General features: G+C 69.6%; 12 protein-coding genes and 3 pseudogenes. 13 read left to right on the top strand and 2 right to left on the bottom strand.

Going from position 1 to position 17,259, the window contains the following annotated elements; genetic code table 11:
* Window positions 1–67: 67 nt before the first annotated feature.
* Window positions 68–2,023, bottom strand: coding sequence for an amino acid transporter (locus tag OHO27_RS35915; protein WP_328429102.1), 1,956 nt, complete (start codon window positions 2,021–2,023; stop codon window positions 68–70).
* A gap of 478 nt (window positions 2,024–2,501) precedes the next feature.
* Between OHO27_RS35915 and OHO27_RS35920 the strand changes: the two are divergent.
* The 8 genes and pseudogenes from OHO27_RS35920 to OHO27_RS35955 all read left to right on the top strand — a co-directional run bounded on the left by OHO27_RS35920 (window position 2,502) and on the right by OHO27_RS35955 (window position 11,365).
* Window positions 2,502–3,382 (top strand): annotated as a pseudogene (locus tag OHO27_RS35920) (hypothetical protein).
* An 18-nt stretch (window positions 3,383–3,400) separates the two neighbouring features.
* Window positions 3,401–3,607, top strand: coding sequence for a hypothetical protein (locus tag OHO27_RS35925; RefSeq protein ID WP_328429103.1), 207 nt, complete (start codon window positions 3,401–3,403; stop codon window positions 3,605–3,607).
* Entirely contained in the window at window positions 3,604–3,693 is a 90-nt protein-coding gene (gene kdpF, locus OHO27_RS35930) for a K(+)-transporting ATPase subunit F (protein WP_016434100.1), read from the top strand. Before OHO27_RS35925 ends, kdpF begins: the two co-directional genes overlap by 4 nt.
* Window positions 3,694–3,701: 8 nt before the next feature.
* Window positions 3,702–5,366, top strand: coding sequence for a potassium-transporting ATPase subunit KdpA (gene kdpA, locus OHO27_RS35935; protein ID WP_328429104.1), 1,665 nt, complete (start codon window positions 3,702–3,704; stop codon window positions 5,364–5,366).
* A gap of 29 nt (window positions 5,367–5,395) precedes the next feature.
* Window positions 5,396–7,494, top strand: a pseudogene (gene kdpB, locus OHO27_RS35940) (potassium-transporting ATPase subunit KdpB).
* 5 nt (window positions 7,495–7,499) lie between these two features.
* The gene (locus OHO27_RS35945) at window positions 7,500–8,132 is read left to right on the top strand and encodes a potassium-transporting ATPase subunit C (RefSeq protein WP_328429105.1); all 633 of its coding nucleotides are present in this window, start codon (window positions 7,500–7,502) and stop codon (window positions 8,130–8,132) included.
* 3 nt (window positions 8,133–8,135) lie between these two features.
* Entirely contained in the window at window positions 8,136–8,819 is a 684-nt protein-coding gene (locus OHO27_RS35950) for a response regulator transcription factor (protein WP_328429106.1), read from the top strand.
* Window positions 8,820–8,821: 2 nt separating this feature from the next.
* Window positions 8,822–11,365: a sensor histidine kinase gene (locus tag OHO27_RS35955; RefSeq protein ID WP_328429107.1), complete on the top strand. Its 2,544-nt coding sequence runs from the start codon at window positions 8,822–8,824 to the stop codon at window positions 11,363–11,365.
* A 188-nt stretch (window positions 11,366–11,553) separates the two neighbouring features.
* On the opposite strand, the pseudogene OHO27_RS43260 reads toward OHO27_RS35955, so the two are convergent.
* Window positions 11,554–11,805: pseudogene (locus OHO27_RS43260) on the bottom strand (universal stress protein); the annotation flags it as partial.
* A gap of 255 nt (window positions 11,806–12,060) precedes the next feature.
* On the opposite strand from OHO27_RS43260, the gene OHO27_RS35965 reads away from it, so the two are divergent.
* The 5 genes from OHO27_RS35965 (at window position 12,061) to OHO27_RS35985 (ending at window position 17,217) form a co-directional block, all read left to right on the top strand.
* Complete coding sequence (locus tag OHO27_RS35965; protein WP_328429108.1) at window positions 12,061–12,399, top strand: SAV_915 family protein; 339 nt, start codon at window positions 12,061–12,063, stop codon at window positions 12,397–12,399.
* An 11-nt stretch (window positions 12,400–12,410) separates the two neighbouring features.
* Window positions 12,411–13,745 carry a diaminopimelate decarboxylase gene (gene lysA / locus OHO27_RS35970; protein ID WP_328429109.1) on the top strand — a complete coding sequence of 445 codons (1,335 nt, stop codon included), beginning with the start codon at window positions 12,411–12,413 and terminating at the stop codon, window positions 13,743–13,745.
* Between the two features lie 308 nt (window positions 13,746–14,053).
* Window positions 14,054–15,349: an extracellular solute-binding protein gene (locus tag OHO27_RS35975; RefSeq protein WP_328429110.1), complete on the top strand. Its 1,296-nt coding sequence runs from the start codon at window positions 14,054–14,056 to the stop codon at window positions 15,347–15,349.
* 6 nt (window positions 15,350–15,355) lie between these two features.
* A complete protein-coding gene (locus OHO27_RS35980; RefSeq protein WP_328429111.1) occupies window positions 15,356–16,354 on the top strand; it encodes a carbohydrate ABC transporter permease in 999 nt (332 codons plus the stop codon).
* A gap of 17 nt (window positions 16,355–16,371) precedes the next feature.
* On the top strand, window positions 16,372–17,217 hold the full coding sequence (locus tag OHO27_RS35985) for a carbohydrate ABC transporter permease (protein ID WP_328430651.1): 846 nt from the start codon (window positions 16,372–16,374) through the stop codon (window positions 17,215–17,217).
* Window positions 17,218–17,259 lie beyond the last annotated feature (42 nt).

Raw genomic sequence — 17,259 nt, forward strand, 5'->3', positions numbered from 1 at the left:
CCGCCGCTGTCGGTGCTCTGACGCCTTACGGTGCAATCTTGACGCGATCCTGATGCCCGCGGCCGTTTCAGCCGGTGTGCACCCGGGGCCGTCGGTCACGGTCGGGCTCCGCCTCGCGCAGCACTTCGCGGGTGACCGGGGCGACCTCGCCCTGGCCGAAGAGGAAGAAGCGCAGGAAGTTGGCGAAGGGGGTGCCCTCGGTCCACTCGAAGTAGATGTGGGGGATGCAGCCCGTCGTGTCGCGGACGTGAAGGAGCAGCGCGGCCAGGGCGTTGGGGATGGAGGAGGACTCCAGGGTGAGGACGCGGTAGCGGTTGTGCAGGACCTCGCCGCGTACGGTCACGCCCGCCTCGAACTCGGACGGGTCGGTGACCGTCACTTCGACGAACACGAAGTCCTCTTGGACGGGGACGTCGTTGTCGTTGCGGATCTGCTCGATCTTGTCGCGGTACTCGGCCTTGTCCCGCTGGTCGGGTTCGTTGGCGATGAAGCGGATCTTGCGGCTGGCGATGTCCCGGACGAATCGTTTCGCCATGTCGTCGAGGGTCACGCTGGTGACGCGGAGCTCGAAGGCGCGCGTCAGCCGCGAGAGGAGGGAGATGACGATGATGCCGGCGATGAAGCAGGCGCCGATCTTCACACCGTCGGGGCGCTCGATGACGTTCACGACGGTGGTGTACAGGAACACCGCGGAGATGACCGCGAAGCCGATGGTCCAGTTCCGCTGACCGGCCTTGCGGGCCGCGATGGTCACGGCGATCGCGGCGGAGCTGATCAGTACCAGCACGCCGGTGGCGTAGGCGCCGCCCTGCGCGTCGACGTCGGCGTCGAAGATCCAGGTGACGAGGAAGGCGACCAGGGTGAAGACGATGACCATCGGGCGCACCGCGCGCGCCCAGTGCGGGGCCATGCCGTAGCGGGGCAGATAGCGGGGCATCAGGTTGAGCAGCCCGGCCATGGCGGAGGCGCCGGCGAACCAGAGGATGGCGATCGTCGAGACGTCGTAGACCGTGCCGAAGGCGCCGCCCAGGTACTCGTGGGCGAGGAACGCGAGCGCGCGGCCGTTGGCCTGGCCGCCCGGTTCGAACTCCTTCTCGGGAATCAGCAGCGTGGTGATGAAGCTCGTCGTGATCAGGAAGCAGCTCATGATCAGGGCGGCGGTGGTGAGCAGCTTCTTCGTGTCCCGGATACGGCCCTTCGGCCGTGCCTCGGTGTCACCCGGGTCGCCCTTGACGTGCGGCATCACCGCGACGCCGGTCTCGAATCCGGACAGGCCGAGCGCGAGCTTGGGAAAGACGATCAGGGCCACGCCGATCATGACGAAGACGTTGCCGTGCTCGGCCGTGAGGGCGCTGGACCAGTCGGTGATCACATGCCCCTCGGTGATGACGTGAGAGAGGCCGGAGACCACGACGACCGCGTTCAGCGCGAGGTAGATGCCGACCAGGACGACGGCGACGCCGATCGCCTCCAGGAAGCCCTTGAGGAACACCGCGCCGAGGAGGGCCACGAGGATGAGGGTGATCACCAGCTGCTGGTCGTGCAGGGCGCTGTTCAGGTGCGGGTTCTCGACCAGGTGCGTCGAGGCGTCGGCCGCCGACAGGGTGATGGTGATCAGGAAGTCGGTGGCGGCGAAGCCCAACAGGGTCAGGACGAACAGCTTGCCCTTCCAGAAGGACAGCAGCCGCTCCAGCATCGAGATCGAGCCCTCGCCGTGCGGGCTCTCCTCGGCCACCCGCCGGTAGACGGGCAGGGCGCCCGCCAGCGTGACGATCACGAGCACGATCGTGGCGATGGGGGAGAGCAGGCCGGCCGCGAGGGCCGCGATGCCAGGCTGGTAGCCGAGGGTCGAGAAGTAGTCGACGCCGGTGAGACACATGACGCGGTACCAGGGCTGGCCCTTGTGGGCGGGCTCCGGCTCGGCGTGCGGGCCCTGGGGGCCGTGGCCCTTGCCGATGTCGGAGAGCCCTTGCAGCATCCAGGAGCGCACACGACTGGACGTCGATTGTTCGGTCGTGGCCATCGGCGTGCTCCTGATGTGCGGTCGGCGCGATTTCGGCCATCACGCGGACGGCGGGATCAGCGTAAGCGGAGAGTGACGCATGGGCCCACGGATCGGAGGGCTGTGAGCGTCAAGCTTCCGTTAAGACTGGCCGGGTCGGAGCGTGGCGAGCGGCATTGATAGAGCTCGGGGTCGTATGGGCGGGGTTGGGCCGCACGGGGGAGGGGCCGGCTGTCTCTCGGCGGTGGACACCGAGAGTCACTGTGCGTGCGCCGGGGCGGGGCGCCTGTTCTCGGCGGGCGCGGGTCGCCTGCGGCCTGTCGCGCAGCTCCCCGCGCCCTTTGGACGTCAAAGTGCCGTCAAGGACGGCCGGTTCGGCGCGAAGAACGCGCAAGGAGTGGCAAGGAACGGCGGGATCCGGACAGAACCTTGGTGCCTCGCGCGCGGGTTTACGCGCGCGTCTGTTCGTTCCGTACGAAGGAGCCCGCACCATGTCGTCCTGACCGCCGCGCCCGGGGCGTCCCCCCCCGACGAGGAGCCGCCGGAAACCGGTGACCGACACCGGCTGACCGCGGTCACCGGGCTGGCCGCCCTCTCGCTCGACGCCATGGCGTCGGTGGCCTACGGGCCCGAGGCGATCGTCCTCGTCCTGGCCGCCGCCGGCGCGCACGGCCTCGGCTTCACGCTCCCCGTCACGCTGGCCATCGCCGCCCTGCCGGCGGTGCTGATCGCCTCGTACCGCCAGGTGATCGCGGCCTTCCCGGACGGCGACGGCTCCTACGCCGTGGCCAGGGCACATCTCGGCAAGCGCACGAGCCTGGTCGCGGCGGCCTCGCTCGTGCTGGACTACGTCCTCAACGTCGCCGTCGCCGTCACGGCCGGAGTGGCCGCACTGACCTCCGCCTTCCCCGCCCTACACGACGACCGCCTGTGGCTGTGCCTGGCCGTGCTCGTGCTGGTCACAGCGACCGGTCCGTCGTGATCGTCCCCCTGTCGTCGCTGTCCCGGCTCACCTCGGAGGCCCTGACCGCTGCGGCCTCCCTCGGTGACGAGGTCCGTGCCGTCTCCGTCTGCTACCCGGACCCCGAGGACCGGGTAGCCCTGCACGCCCTGGAGCGGTCCTGGGCCGAGTGGGACCCCGGTGTGCCGCTGGTGCGGCTGAGCTGCGAGCGGCGCAGCCTGGGCCGCCCCATCGCCGCCTACGTCCGGGACGTCATGGCGGCCGAGCCGGCCACCCGGGTCACCGTCCTGATCCCGGAGACCGAGCCGGAGCGGCTGTGGCAGCGGCTGCTGCAGAACCAGCAGGGCGCCGTCGTCGCGCACGCCGTGCGGCGGGAGACCGACGCGGTGATCTGCCGGCTGCGGTTCCGCTTGTTCTGACCTCGGGCCGGTCCGCGTATGAGTCCCGTCAAGGAGGCGCAGTGCGCCGTAAGGGACCCGTCAACGGCGGCCGAATCCGGCCACAAAGGCTGTTTCCTCGAATCGTCCCTGTTCAACCGTTCCTCACTCCAGGAGTTCACGATGGCCGATCTGGCCTTCGTCGTCACCGTGATCGCGTGCTTCGCGCTGGTGGCGCTCGTCGCCAAGGCGGTGACCAAGCTGTGACTGCCGAGAACATCGTCGGCCTCGTCGTGGCCGTCGCCCTGCTGGGCTATCTCGTCCTCGCCCTGATCTTCCCGGAGAGGTTCTGAGAGCAGACATGGGTCCCGTACTCGCAGGCGTCCTCCAACTGCTCGCCCTGATCGGCGCGCTGGCTCTCGCCTACATACCCCTCGGCACCTACATGGCCAGGGTCTACTCCTCCGACAAGCACTGGCGTGTCGAGAAGTGGATCTACAAGGGCATCGGTGCCAACCCCGACACCGAGATGCGCTGGCCGGCGTATCTGCGTGGTGTGCTCGCCTTCTCGGTGGCGGGCGTGCTGTTCCTGTACTTGTTGCAGCGGCTCCAGGGCGTGCTGCCCGGTTCGCTGGGCTTCTCGGCGATCGATCCGGACCAGGCGTTCAACACCGCGGTGTCCTTCGTCACCAACACCAACTGGCAGTCGTACTACGGCGAGCAGGCCATGGGCCACGTCGTGCAGACCGCCGGGCTGGCCGTGCAGAACTTCGTGTCCGCGGCCGTCGGTATCGCCGTCGCGGTGGCGCTGGTGCGCGGGTTCGCACGCTCGCGCACCGGTGAGCTGGGCAACTTCTGGTCCGACCTGGTGCGTGGCACCGTCCGCATCCTGGTGCCCCTGGCCGCCCTCGCCGCGGTCGTCCTGGTCGCCTGCGGTGCCATCCAGAACTTCTCCGGCATCCACGAGGTCGGCCAGTTCATGGGCGGGCAGCAGCAGTGGAAAGGCGGTGCGGTCGCCTCGCAGGAGGCGATCAAGGAGCTGGGCACGAACGGTGGCGGCTACTTCAACGCCAACAGTGCCCACCCGTTCGAGAACCCCACCCCGTTCTCGAACCTGTTCGAGATCTTCCTCATCCTCGTCATCCCGTTCGCGCTGACCCGCACCTTCGGCCTGATGGTCGGCTCGGTGAAGCAGGGCTACGCGATCCTCGCGACGATGGTCACCATCTGGCTCGGCTTCACGGCGCTGATGATGTGGACCGAGTTCGCCCACCACGGTCCGGCGTTCGACCTCGCGGGCGGGGCGTACGAGGGCAAGGAGGTCCGGTTCGGTGTCGGCGGTTCGTCGATCTTCGCGACGGCGACCACGCTCACCTCGACCGGTGCGGTGGACTCCTTCCACTCCTCGTTCACGGGTCTTGGCGGCGGTATCACCATGCTCGGGATGATGCTGGGCGAGATCGCGCCCGGCGGTACCGGCTCCGGGCTGTACGGCATGCTGATCATGGCGGTCATCGCGGTGTTCATCGCCGGTCTGATGGTCGGCCGTACGCCCGAGTACCTGGGCAAGAAGATCGGCTCCCGCGAGATCAAGCTGGCGGCCTGCTACATCCTCATCACTCCGGCGCTGGTGCTGATCTTCACCGCCGCGGCCATGGCGCTGCCGACGCCGGGCAACTCCATGACGAACAGCGGGGCGCACGGCTTCTCCGAGATCCTGTACGCCTACACGTCCGCCTCGAACAACAACGGCTCGGCCTTCGCCGGTCTGAACGCGGACACCCAGTGGTTCAACTCGACGCTGGGCCTGGCCATGCTGTTCGGCCGTTTCCTGCCGATGGTGTTCGTGCTGGCGCTGGCCGGCTCGCTCGCAGAGCAGAAACCGGTCCCGGAAACCGCGGGCACCCTGCGGACCGACAAGCCCCTCTACGCGGGTCTGCTGGTCGGCACGATCATCATCATCACCGGTCTGACGTACTTCCCGGCGCTGGCGCTGGGTCCGCTGGCCGAGGGGCTGGCGTCATGACCACTCGTATCGACAAGCAAGAGGACTCCATGTCCACACTCACCCCGACCCGGGCGCCGCACAGCGACGTACCCACCGGGCACAAGGCCCCCGAGGGCCGTGTCGGTGCCGGCCTTTTCGACCCCAAGCAGCTGGTCAAGTCGCTGCCGGACGCCTTCCGCAAGCTCGACCCACGGGTGATGGTCAAGTCCCCGGTCATGTTCGTCGTGCTGGTCGGGTCCGTCCTGACCACCGCCTTCTCGTTCAAGGACCCCGGCGACTGGTTCGGCTGGACCATCAGCGCCTGGCTGTGGCTGACGGTGCTCTTCGCGAATCTCGCGGAGGCGGTCGCCGAGGGCCGGGGCAAGGCGCAGGCCGACACCCTGCGCAAGGCCAAGACCGACACGGTGGCCCGCAGGCTCGTGGGCGACCGAGAGGAGCAGGTGCCCGGCACCGAGCTGCGGATCGGCGACCTGGTCGTCTGCGAGGCGGGAGATGTCATCCCCGGCGACGGCGATGTCGTCGAGGGCGTCGCGTCCGTCGACGAGTCGGCGATCACCGGCGAGTCGGCGCCCGTCATCCGTGAGTCCGGCGGCGACCGTTCGGCTGTCACCGGCGGTACGAAGGTCCTCTCCGACCGCATCGTCATCAAGATCACGACGAAGCCCGGTGAGACCTTCATCGACCGGATGATCAACCTGGTCGAGGGCGCGGCCCGGCAGAAGACGCCGAACGAGATCGCGCTGAACATCCTGCTGGCCTCGCTGACGATCGTCTTCCTGCTCGCCTGCGCCACGCTGCCGCCGCTGGCGGACTACGCGGGCACGCACCTGACGATGGTCGTGTTGGTCGCCCTGCTCGTCTGCCTGATTCCTACGACCATTGGTGCTCTGCTCTCGGCGATCGGCATCGCGGGCATGGACCGGCTGGTCCAGCGCAACGTACTGGCGATGTCGGGTCGTGCGGTCGAAGCCGCCGGCGACGTCTCCACGCTGCTGCTCGACAAGACCGGCACCATCACGCTCGGCAACCGTCAGGCGTCCGAGTTCGTGCCGGTCACCGGGACGACCGACGCCGAGGTCGCCGACGCGGCCCAGCTGTCGTCGCTGGCCGACGAGACGCCCGAGGGCCGCTCCATCGTCGTACTGGCGAAGGAGAAGTACGGCCTGCGCGAGCGCCACCAGGGCGAGCTGGCCGGTGCCGAGTGGATCGCGTTCACCGCGCAGACCCGGATGTCCGGCGTGGACGTCGACGGCCGCAAGATCCGTAAGGGCGCCGCCGGTTCGGTCATCGCCTGGGTGCGGGAGCAGGGCGGCACCATCGCCGACGACGCGGACACGGTCGCCAACCGCATCTCCGAGGCCGGTGGCACCCCGCTGCTGGTCGCCGTGGAGGACGCCGACGGTGCTCGGATCCTCGGCGTCATCCACCTCAAGGACGTCGTCAAGGACGGCATGCGGGAACGGTTCGAGGAACTGCGCCGCATGGGCATCAAGACCGTCATGATCACGGGTGACAACCCGCTGACCGCCAAGGCGATCGCCGACGAGGCCGGCGTCGACGACTTCCTCGCGGAGGCGACTCCGAGGACAAGATGGCGCTCATCAAGCGGGAGCAGGCGGGCGGCAAGCTGGTCGCGATGACCGGTGACGGTACGAACGACGCGCCCGCGCTGGCCCAGGCGGACGTCGGTGTGGCGATGAACACCGGCACGTCGGCCGCCAAGGAGGCCGGCAACATGGTCGACCTCGACTCGAACCCGACCAAGCTCATCGAGATCGTCGAGATCGGCAAGCAACTCCTGATCACCCGGGGCGCGTTGACCACGTTCTCCATCGCCAACGACGTCGCGAAGTACTTCGCGATCATCCCGGCGCTGTTCGCGGCCGTCTACCCGGGCCTGGACAAGCTCAACGTCATGGGCCTGTCCTCGCCGGACTCGGCGATCCTGTCCGCGGTCATCTTCAACGCGCTGATCATCATCGCGCTGGTGCCGCTGTCCCTGAAGGGCGTGCAGTACCGGCCGGTCAGCGCGGACCGCATGCTGCGGCGGAACCTCACCATCTACGGGCTGGGCGGCCTGATCGCGCCCTTCATCGGCATCAAGCTCATCGACCTGCTCATCTCCCTCATCCCCGGAATCGGCTGATCGCCATGAACAACTCGGTTACGAACACCGCCCGGTTGCTCGGGGCGGGCCTGCGCGCCCTCCTCGTGCTGACCCTGGTGACCGGTGTCATCTATCCGCTGGCCGTCACCGGCGTGGCGCAAGCGCTCTTCAGCGACAAGGCGAACGGCTCCGAGGTCAAGGCGGACGGCAAGGTCGTCGGTTCCTCGCTGATCGGTCAACAGGGCTACAGCCTGGACTACTTCCAGCCCCGTCCCGCCAACGGACTGGGTGAGAACTCGGTCAACACGCAGTACAAGCTGATCCTGTCCGGCGCCACCAACCGCTCCGGCGACAACCCCGAGTTGATCAAGTGGGTGAAGGAGGCGAAGGCGAAGGTCGTCAAGGAGAACTCCGTGCCCGGCTACGCGGTGAGTGCCGCCCAGGTCCCCGCCGACGCGGTCACCTCCTCCGCCTCTGGCCTGGACCCCGACATCTCCCCGCAGTACGCGGACGTCCAGGTCCACCGGGTCGCCCAGCGCAACGACGTGTCCGTCGCCCAGGTGCAGAAACTGGTCGACGATCACACCGAGGGACGCACGCTCGGCTTCGTCGGTGAGCCACGCGTGAACGTCCTCGAACTCAACATCGCGCTCAAGGAACTCATCAAGGGCGACTGACCGATGACCCGGGTGCTGGTCGTGGAAGACGACCCCCAGCTGGTACGAGCACTCGTGATCACCATGCAGGCACGCCGGTACGGAGTGGACGCGGCGCCCGACGGCACCACGGCCCTCCGGCTGGCGGCCGCGCGTCAGCCGGACGTGGTGATTCTGGACCTCGGTCTGCCCGACATGGACGGGGTCGACGTCATCAAGGCGCTGCGCGGCTGGACCCGTGTGCCGATCATGGTGCTGTCGGCCCGTCGGGCCTCCGACGAGAAGGTGGCCGCACTGGACGCGGGCGCCGACGACTACGTCACCAAGCCGTTCAGCATGGACGAGCTCATGGCCCGGCTGCGGGCGGCGGTGCGCCGCACCGAGGAGTCCCCGCTCACCCCCGGCACGACGCACGTGGCGACCGCCGAGTTCACCATCGACCTGCTGGCCAGGAGAGTCGTACGGGCCGGCCGCGACGTACGCCTCACCCCGACCGAATGGCATCTGCTGGAGATCCTGGTGACCCATCCCGGGCACCTCGTCACCCAGCAGCACCTGCTGCGGGAGGTCTGGGGGGTCACCCGGGCCGGCAAGACCAACTACCTGCGGGTCTACATGGCCCAACTGCGCCGGAAGCTCGAGGCGGACCCCTCGCACCCCCGTTATCTCGTCACCGAACCCGGCATGGGCTACCGCTTCGAAGGGTGAACATGGCACGCGGCAGGCTTCGGATCTATCTCGGCGCGGCACCGGGCGTCGGCAAGACATACGCGATGCTCTCCGAGGCGCACCGGCGGGTGGAGCGAGGCACCGACTGCGTCGTCGCGTTCGTGGAACACCACGACCGGCCGCGCACCGAGGTCATGCTGCACGGCCTGGAGCAGGCCCGGCGCGCGGAACTGGAGTACCGGGGCTCGTCGTTCACGGAGATGGACATAGACGCCGTCCTCACGCGCAGGCCCCAGGTGGCGCTGGTGGACGAGCTGGCCCACACCAACATCCCCGGCTCGCGCAACGCCAAGCGCTGGCAGGACGTGGAGGAACTCCTCGCCGCCGGCATCGACGTGATATCGACCGTCAACATCCAGCATCTGGAGTCGCTGGGCGACGTCGTCGAGTCGATCACGGGCGTACGGCAGCAGGAGACCGTGCCGGACGAGGTGGTGCGCCGGGCCGACCAGGTCGAACTGGTCGACATGTCGCCCCAGGCACTGCGGCGCCGGATGGCGCACGGCAACATCTACCGGCCGAACAAGGTCGACGCGGCGCTCTCCAACTACTTCCGGCCCGGCAACCTCACAGCACTGCGCGAACTGGCCCTGCTCTGGGTGGCCGACCGCGTCGACGAGTACCTCAACGCGTACCGCAGCGAGCACGAGGTCACGACGATATGGGGTTCGCGGGAGCGGATCGTGGTGGGCCTGACCGGCGGCCCGGAAGGGCGGACGCTGATCCGCCGGGCCGCGCGGCTGGCGGAGAAGGGCGCGGGCGGTGAGGTGCTCGCCGTCTACATCGCCCGCAGCGACGGCCTGACCGGCGCGTCACCGAAGGAACTGGCCGTGCAGCGCGGCCTGGTGGAGGACCTCGGCGGCACCTTCCACCACGTGGTCGGCGACGACATCCCGGCAGCCCTGCTGGCCTTCGCGCGCGGCGTCAACGCCACCCAGATCGTCCTCGGCGTGTCCCGTCGCAAGAGCTGGCAGTACGTCCTCGGGCCCGGCGTCGGCGCCACGGTCGCCCGGGACTCCGGGCCCGACCTCGATGTCCACCTGATCACCCATGGCGAGGCGGGCAAAGGGCGCGGGCTGCCCGTCGCCCGCACTGCACGGCTCGGCCGGGCGCGGATCATCTGGGGCTGGCTGGTCGGGGCGCTCGGCCCCGTCGTCCTCACCCTGCTGCTGACGCACGTCGCGCCGGAAGTCGGCCTCGCCAACGACATGTTGCTGTACCTGGCGCTGACGGTAGCCGCCGCGCTCCTCGGCGGGCTGCTGCCGGCACTGGCCTCCGCGGTGGTGGGTTCGCTGCTGCTGAACTGGTTCTTCACGCCACCCGTGCACACGCTGACCATCGCGGACCCGAAGAACATCGTCGCCATCGCGATCTTCATCGGCGTGGCCGTGGCGGTGGCCTCGGTGGTGGACCTGGCGGCCCGCCGCACCCACCAGGCGGCACGCCTGCGCGCCGAGTCGGAGATCCTCTCCTTCCTCGCCGGGAACGTCCTGCGCGGCGAGACCAGCCTGGAGGCGCTGCTGGAGCGCGTCCGCGAGACGTTCGGCATGGGGTCGGTGGCCCTGCTGGAGCGGGAGAGCGACGTCGCCCCCTGGACCTGCGCGGGCAGCGTGGGACCCCGGCCCTGCCAGAACCCCGACGACGCGGACGTGGACGTGCCGGTCGGCGACCACATGGCCCTGGCCCTGACGGGACGGGTGCTGCCCGCCGAGGACCGCCGGGTGCTCGCCGCGTTCGCCGCACAGTCGGCCGTCGTCCTGGACCGCCGGCGCCTGCAGCGCGAGGCCGGCCAGGCCAGGGAACTGGCCGAGGGCAACCGCATCCGTACGGCCCTGCTGGCGGCCGTCAGCCACGACCTGCGTACACCGCTCGCGGGCATCAAGGCGGCGGTCTCCTCGCTGCGGTCCGACGACGTGGCGTGGTCCGAGGAGGACGAGGCCGAACTGCTGGAGGCCATCGAGGAGGGCGCCGACCGGCTCGACCACCTGGTCGGCAACCTCCTCGACATGTCGCGCCTGCAGACGGGCACGGTCAGGCCGTTGATCAGGGAGATCGACCTCGACGAGGTGGTGCCGATGGCGCTCGGCGGGGTGCCGGAGGACAGCGTGGAGCTCGACATCCCGGAGACGCTGACCATGGTCTCGGTGGACAAGGGCCTGTTGGAGCGTGTCGTCGCCAACGTGGTGGAGAACGCCGTGAAGTACAGCCGCCAGGACGAACCGGTGCTGGTTGCCGCGAGCGCGATCGCCGACCGGGTCGAGGTACGCGTGGTCGACCGCGGCCCGGGCGTACCGGACGAGGCCAAGGAACGTATCTTCGAGCCCTTCCAGCGCTACGGCGACGCCCCGCGCGGAGCCGGAGTGGGGCTCGGGCTCGCGGTGGCACGGGGATTCGCGGAGGCGATGGGCGGCACGATCAACGCCGAGGACACGCCTGGGGGCGGGCTGACGATGGTGCTGAGTCTGCGGATGGCGCGGGGGAGGCTGCCGGGGGAGACGGAAGTGCCTGCTGCGGCGATGCCGTAGCGGCTCGGACGCCGACCGCGTTCACGCCCCGTCCGGCCGCACCGTCTCCATCGCCAAGTGCCGTGTGTCCAGCCGCAGCCGCCAGGCCCGAACACGTCGCTGAGGACGGCGACCAGACGCTCGCGCGTCAGGTGCTGCCATTCGCCGTGCATCAGGCTCACTCCCGGACCGCGCCGGGCGGCCGGGTCCCCGCCGGGCGGCTGCCATGCCAGCAGCGGCCACAGCTCCGCGCCCCGCAGCCGCGCCTCGTCGGCCGCCCGGCGCAGGGCGGTCAGGCTGCCCACGGAACCGCTCACTCCGACCACGACCCGTGCTGTCGCGGCGCTGCCGGAACCGGACATGACTTCACCGTTCTTCTCTCGCGCACGTCTTCGCGTGCGGTCTTCGCGTGCGCCCCCGCGAGCCGTTCTCGCGGGAGGCCCTCGACGGGACGCTCCCATCACACTCCGGCCGCAGGTCCGCAGCCGCCCCGACGGCACTTCTTGGCGCACCTCTGACGACGTTCGCCCGGGCCGGCCGGACTCCGCGTCAACGCCCCGTCAGGGTCCGGCCGATCGCCGTCAGCATCGCGTCATGAACCGCCCGAACCCCCCGGTCATCGGGCATACCGTCGGTGGCGAGCCCCGGTCCGCCTCCCCGCGCCGGGGCCGCCAAGCCACTACCCGATCCACTTCGGATCCTCCCGGAGGCACCCCATGGCACACATCCTGTACGAAGAAGACCCGGAGCCCTCTGATCGGTTCCCGGCCGGCCCCCTGTACGTTCCGGTCCGGCCGGGACCGGCCGCCGCCTGTGCGGCCCGCCTCTTCCGTACGCCCCTCGGCGACCGTACGGCCGTAGGATTCACGTCTCCGCGGCAGCTGGCCGCGACCCTCGGCCCCGACCAGCCCTGGATCAGGCTCGCCGAGCCCGCCCTGCGCGCCCTGACCGCACCGCTCGGCGTCACCACCGTCACCGTCGACCCACAGTTCGCGGCACCGGCTCCCACGCCGATCGAGCCCGACGTTCCTGTTCCCGCACTGCGGATCGGCTGAGGGAGCACGCCATGACCACGCTTCACGAACCCACGGTCACCGCCCCTGCCGACGCCCTGTCCGTATGGCCGGTCTCCACCGCCGAGCCCCGCCCGGGTGACCTCTCCGTCGGTGGCGTGCCCCTGGCCGAGGTCGCCGATCGCTTCGGTACCCCCGTCTACGTCCTGGACGAGACCGAGGTGCGTGAGCGCTGCCGCACCTACCGGCACGTCTTCCCGGACGCCGAAGTCCTCTACGCGGCCAAGGCGTTCCTGTGCCGCGCGATGGTCCACTGGATGGCCGAGGAGGGCCTGGGCCTGGACGTCTGCTCGGCCGGAGAACTGGAACTCGCGGTCACTACCGGCTTCCCGCCGGAGCGGATCGTGCTCCACGGCAACGCCAAGTCGCCGCGCGACCTGGAGACCGCGCTTCGCCTCGGCGTCGGCCGCATCGTCATCGACAGCCCCTCCGAGATCGCCCGGCTGGCCGCGGCGGTCGGGCCCGACGGCCACCAGAAGGTCATGGTCCGCGTCGTGCCCGGCATCAGCGCCGGCGGCCACGAGAAGATCCGCACCGGAACCGAGGACCAGAAGTTCGGTCTGTCCATCCCGGACGGCTACGCGCAGCACGCCATCGCCCGGATCCTGGACCAGCCGCAGCTCGAACTCACCGGCCTGCACTGCCACTTGGGCTCACAGATCACCAGCGTCAAGCCCTACATCGCCGCCGTACGGCGCATCGTCGGCCTCATGGCCCGCCTGTACGAACAGCACGGCCTGATCCTGCCGGAACTCGACCTGGGCGGCGGCCACGGCATCGCCTACCGGCCCGGCGAGCCGGCCCTGGACCTGACCCTGCTCGCGCGCCGGCTGCGGGCCGAACTGGCCGAGGCCTGTGCGGCGGCCGGGCTCACCGTGCCGCGCCTCATCATCGAGCCGGGGCGGGGGATCGCGGGGCCGGCGGGCGTCGCGCTCTACCACGTCCTCGCCGTCAAGCGCACCGGTGCGCACACCTACGTCGCGGTGGACGGCGGCATGAGCGACAACCCCCGGCCCGCGCTGTACGGGGTGCGTTACGCGCCCCGGCTGGTGGGCAGGCACAGCACCGCCGCCACCGCTCCGGTGACCGTGGTGGGCCGCCACTGCGAGGCGGGCGACGTCGTCGCAGCGGACGTCGAACTCCCCGACGACATCCGCCCGGGAGACCTGCTCGCAGTCCCGGCCGCCGGCGCCTACCACCTCTCCATGGCCTCCGGCTACAACCTGGTCGGACGCCCCCCGGTGGTCGCCGTGGCCGACAGCCACGCCCGGCTCCTGATCCGCCGCGAGTCCCTGGACGACATCCGCAGCCGCGACGTCGGCCTCTAGGCCGTACCGATCCACCTCCGGGCGAGCCATGGCCACGCCCTCGCCCGGAGGTGCCCAGCGTGCGTTTCGAGTCGTAAAGTTCGCCAGCCAGGGCGAATGTTTCGATCGAAGGTGCAACGAGGGTAAGGCGAGGCGCACCGAAGCGACGACGAGTCCAAATCACCTTGTTCAAAGGGTTGCCACCGTTTGGAAGCTTTCTCTAGGGTGCGGCAGCAACGCAGCTTTCTGGATCTGGTCCGAAACTTTCGATCCAGGCGGAACCGGCGGACGGCCCATGGGCGAGCCGTCCCGTACCCAAGGAGCGCATCATGGGCGACCCGGGACTGTCCCGCCGAGGCTTCCTGGCTGCCTCGGCCGCGGCCGGTGTGGGCATGACGGCACTGAGCGGTTGCGGCGGCGACTCGGACGGAGGGTCGTCGGACGGCACGACCACCATCGAGTGGTGGAACATCTCCACCACCGAGCCGACGAAGGGCGTCTGGGCGGCGCTGGCCAAGAAGTTCGAGGCTCAGAACCCCAAGGTGAAGATAAAGATCGTCCAGTTGGAGAACGACGCCTACAAGTCGAAGATGACGGCCCTGACGGCTTCCGGGAAACTGCCCGACATCTTCCACACCTGGGGCGGCGGCGTCCTGAAGCAGCAGGTCGACGCCGGGCTCGTCGAGGACCTCACCGACCGCACCAAGGACTTCGCCGACGGCCTGCTGCCGGTCGCGAAGGAGCCGTACCTCCTGGACGAGAAGGTCTACGGCATCCCGTTCGACATCGGCATGATCGGCTTCTGGTACAACAAGGCGCTGTTCAAGGACGCGGGTGTCAGCGAGCCGCCGACCACCTGGAGCGACTTCCTCGACGCCGTACGGAAGTTGAAGGCCAAGGGCATCACCCCGCTCGCCCTCGCCGGCAAGGAGAAGTGGCCCGGCATGTACTACTGGGCGTACCTCTCCATGCGCACCGCGGGCGCCTCCGCCCTCCAGAAGGCGTACGACGACAAGGACTTCACCGGCGACGCCTTCGTGCAGGCCGGTCAGCACCTCCAGGAACTCGTCGACCTCCAGCCGTTCCAGAAGGGCTTCCTCGGCGCCGCGTACTCCACCCCCACCGGCCAGGCCGCTGCCGTCGGCAACGGCAAGGCGGCGATGGAGCTCATGGGGCAGTGGGCCCCGGTCGTGCAGGCGGACGCCGGCAAGGGGCTTGGTGAGGACCTCGGGTTCTTCCCGTTCCCCGAGGTCGACGGCGGCAAGGGCGCGATCACCGAGGTCTTCGGCGGGGGCGGCGGGCATGCCCTGCGCAGCGGGGCTCCGCAGGCCGCCGTCGACTTCCTGAAGTTCTTCGCCTCCGAGGCGACCGACGTGGAGCTCGTCAAGAAGACGGGCGCCCTGCCGGTGGTCCCGGCCGCCGAGCGCGCCATCACCGACCCCAACATCAAGGCCGTGCAGGCGCAGTTGAAGGGCGCCACCGGCTTCCAGCTCTATCTCGACCAGGCCTATGCGCCCGCCGTCGGCCAGGAGGTCAACGACAGCGTCGGCGCGCTCGTCGCCGGGTCCAAGTCACCCCAGCAGGTCGCCGAGTCGATCACGCAGACCGCGAAGGAAGAGCAGTAGCCGGCGATGACCTCCACGTTCCTGCCGGACAAGCGCACCGGCCCCGGCGTCGATCCCGCGCCCCCGCCCACCGGCGCGGCTCGCGGACGGGCCCGGTGTCGGGCGCTGAACTGGCTCACCGCGGTCGGCTTCCAGGTGCCGGCACTCGTGCTGTTCCTCGTCCTGGTGCTGCTGCCGATGCTGTTCGCGCTGTACGCCGCCTTCTTCCGCTGGGGCGGCTTCGGCATGCCGTCCGACTACATCGGTGCCGACAACTTCACCCGGCTCATCCAGGACCCCGTCTTCCTCGGCGACCTGTGGCGCTGCCTGCTCCTGGTCGTGCTGTCGCTCGCCGTCCAGCTGCCGTTCGCGCTCGCCATGGCCGTACTGCTCAACCAGAAGCTGCGCGGCCGGGCCTTCTACCGGATGCTGTTCTTCGGGCCGTACGTCCTGTCCGAGGCCATCACCGGCGTCCTGTTCGGCATGATCTTCGCTCCCGGTGACGGCTTCGCCGACCAGGTCCTGGGCCATATCGGCCTCGACGGGCTCGGCGGCGAGTGGTTCGCCGACCCGTCCACCGTCATGGCGACCCTCTTCCTGGTCATGACGTGGAAGTACTTCGGCTTCCACATGATGCTCTACCTGGCCGGACTCCAGTCCATCCCCGCCGAGTTGACCGAGGCCGCGCTGATCGACGGCGCGAACGCCTGGCAGCGCTTCCGCAGCGTCACCCTGCCGCTCCTCGCGCCCACCCTGCGCATCAGCGTGTTCCTGTCCGTCATCGGGTCGATCCAGCTCTTCGACCTGGTCTGGGTGACCACCGCGGGCGGTCCCGACCACCACTCCGAGACGATGGCCGTGACCATGTTCCAGTACGGCTTCAAGCGCTATCAGGTCGGCTACGCCAGCGCGATCAGCGTGGTCATGTTCGGCATCAGCCTCGTCTTCGCCCTCGCCTACCAGCGGTTCGTGCTCCGCCGCGACCTCGAAGGGGCCACCACGACCATGCGGGGAGGCGCCAAGTGACGGCCGGGTCCGGCAGGATGGCCGGCGGGAAGACCGGCGGGAAGACCGGCAGGACGAGTCTGCCGCTGCATGTGATCCTCGTGGTGGTCGGCGCCGTGATGGTCGTGCCGCTGCTCTACGCCGTGGTGTCCGGCTTCAAGTCCACCGACGAGCTCTCCCGCAACCCGGTCGGGCTGCCGGAGTCGTGGGTGGCCGGCAACTACACGGGCCTCCTCGGCTCGGGGGACTTCTGGCGGCTGATCGGCAACAGCACACTGATCGCGGTGGGGACGACCGTCCTGGTCGTGGCGGTCTCCGCGCTCTCGGCCTTCTCCTTCGCGCGGTTCGCCTTCCGGGGCCGGGAGACGCTCTTCACCCTCTTCACGATGGGGCTGATGTTCCCCTTCGCGGTCGCGGCCCTCCCGCTGTTCCTGCTGCTGCGCTCGCTGGGCCTGCTGGACAACCCGCTCGGCGTGATCCTTCCGCAGGCCGCCTTCGGGCTGCCGATGACCATCATCATCCTGCGCGGCTTCTTCCGGGACATCCCCGGCGAGCTGGAGGAGGCGGCCACGCTCGACGGGTGCAGCTCCTTCGGCTTCTTCTGGCGGGTGCTGCTACCGATGGCGCGGCCCGCGCTGGGCACCGTCTCGGTCCTCGCCGTCGTCACCAGCTGGAACAACTTCTTCCTGCCGCTGCTGGTGTTCACCGACTCCACGTGGTGGACCATCCCGATCGGCGTCCAGCAGTTCCAGGGTCAGTACTCCGCGGACTACGCCCGCGTCTTCGCCTACCTGGTGCTGGCCATGGTCCCCGCCCTCGCCTTCTACTCGGTCGCCGAGCGCCAGCTCGTCGGCGGCCTCACCGCCGGCGCGACCAAGGGTTGACGCGCGCAGGCGGACGTACGGCTCAACACACCACCGCTACGT

The organism is Streptomyces sp. NBC_00443 (assembly GCF_036014175.1).
GTDB lineage: Bacteria > Actinomycetota > Actinomycetes > Streptomycetales > Streptomycetaceae > Streptomyces.

Excerpts from the sequence above, each read along its gene's own strand:
- OHO27_RS35950 (WP_328429106.1), top strand. The coding sequence starts at position 8,136 with ATGACCCGGGTGCTGGTCGTGGAAGACGACCCCCAGCTGGTACGAGCA.
- OHO27_RS35980 (WP_328429111.1), top strand. The coding sequence starts at position 15,356 with ATGACCTCCACGTTCCTGCCGGACAAGCGCACCGGCCCCGGCGTCGAT.
- OHO27_RS35915 (WP_328429102.1), bottom strand. The coding sequence starts at position 2,023 with ATGGCCACGACCGAACAATCGACGTCCAGTCGTGTGCGCTCCTGGATG.
- OHO27_RS35975 (WP_328429110.1), top strand. The coding sequence starts at position 14,054 with ATGGGCGACCCGGGACTGTCCCGCCGAGGCTTCCTGGCTGCCTCGGCC.
- OHO27_RS35955 (WP_328429107.1), top strand. The coding sequence starts at position 8,822 with ATGGCACGCGGCAGGCTTCGGATCTATCTCGGCGCGGCACCGGGCGTC.
- kdpA (WP_328429104.1), top strand. The coding sequence starts at position 3,702 with ATGGGTCCCGTACTCGCAGGCGTCCTCCAACTGCTCGCCCTGATCGGC.
- OHO27_RS35945 (WP_328429105.1), top strand. The coding sequence starts at position 7,500 with ATGAACAACTCGGTTACGAACACCGCCCGGTTGCTCGGGGCGGGCCTG.
- lysA (WP_328429109.1), top strand. The coding sequence starts at position 12,411 with ATGACCACGCTTCACGAACCCACGGTCACCGCCCCTGCCGACGCCCTG.
- OHO27_RS35985 (WP_328430651.1), top strand. The coding sequence starts at position 16,372 with ATGGCCGGCGGGAAGACCGGCGGGAAGACCGGCAGGACGAGTCTGCCG.
- OHO27_RS35925 (WP_328429103.1), top strand. The coding sequence starts at position 3,401 with ATGAGTCCCGTCAAGGAGGCGCAGTGCGCCGTAAGGGACCCGTCAACG.
- OHO27_RS35965 (WP_328429108.1), top strand. The coding sequence starts at position 12,061 with ATGGCACACATCCTGTACGAAGAAGACCCGGAGCCCTCTGATCGGTTC.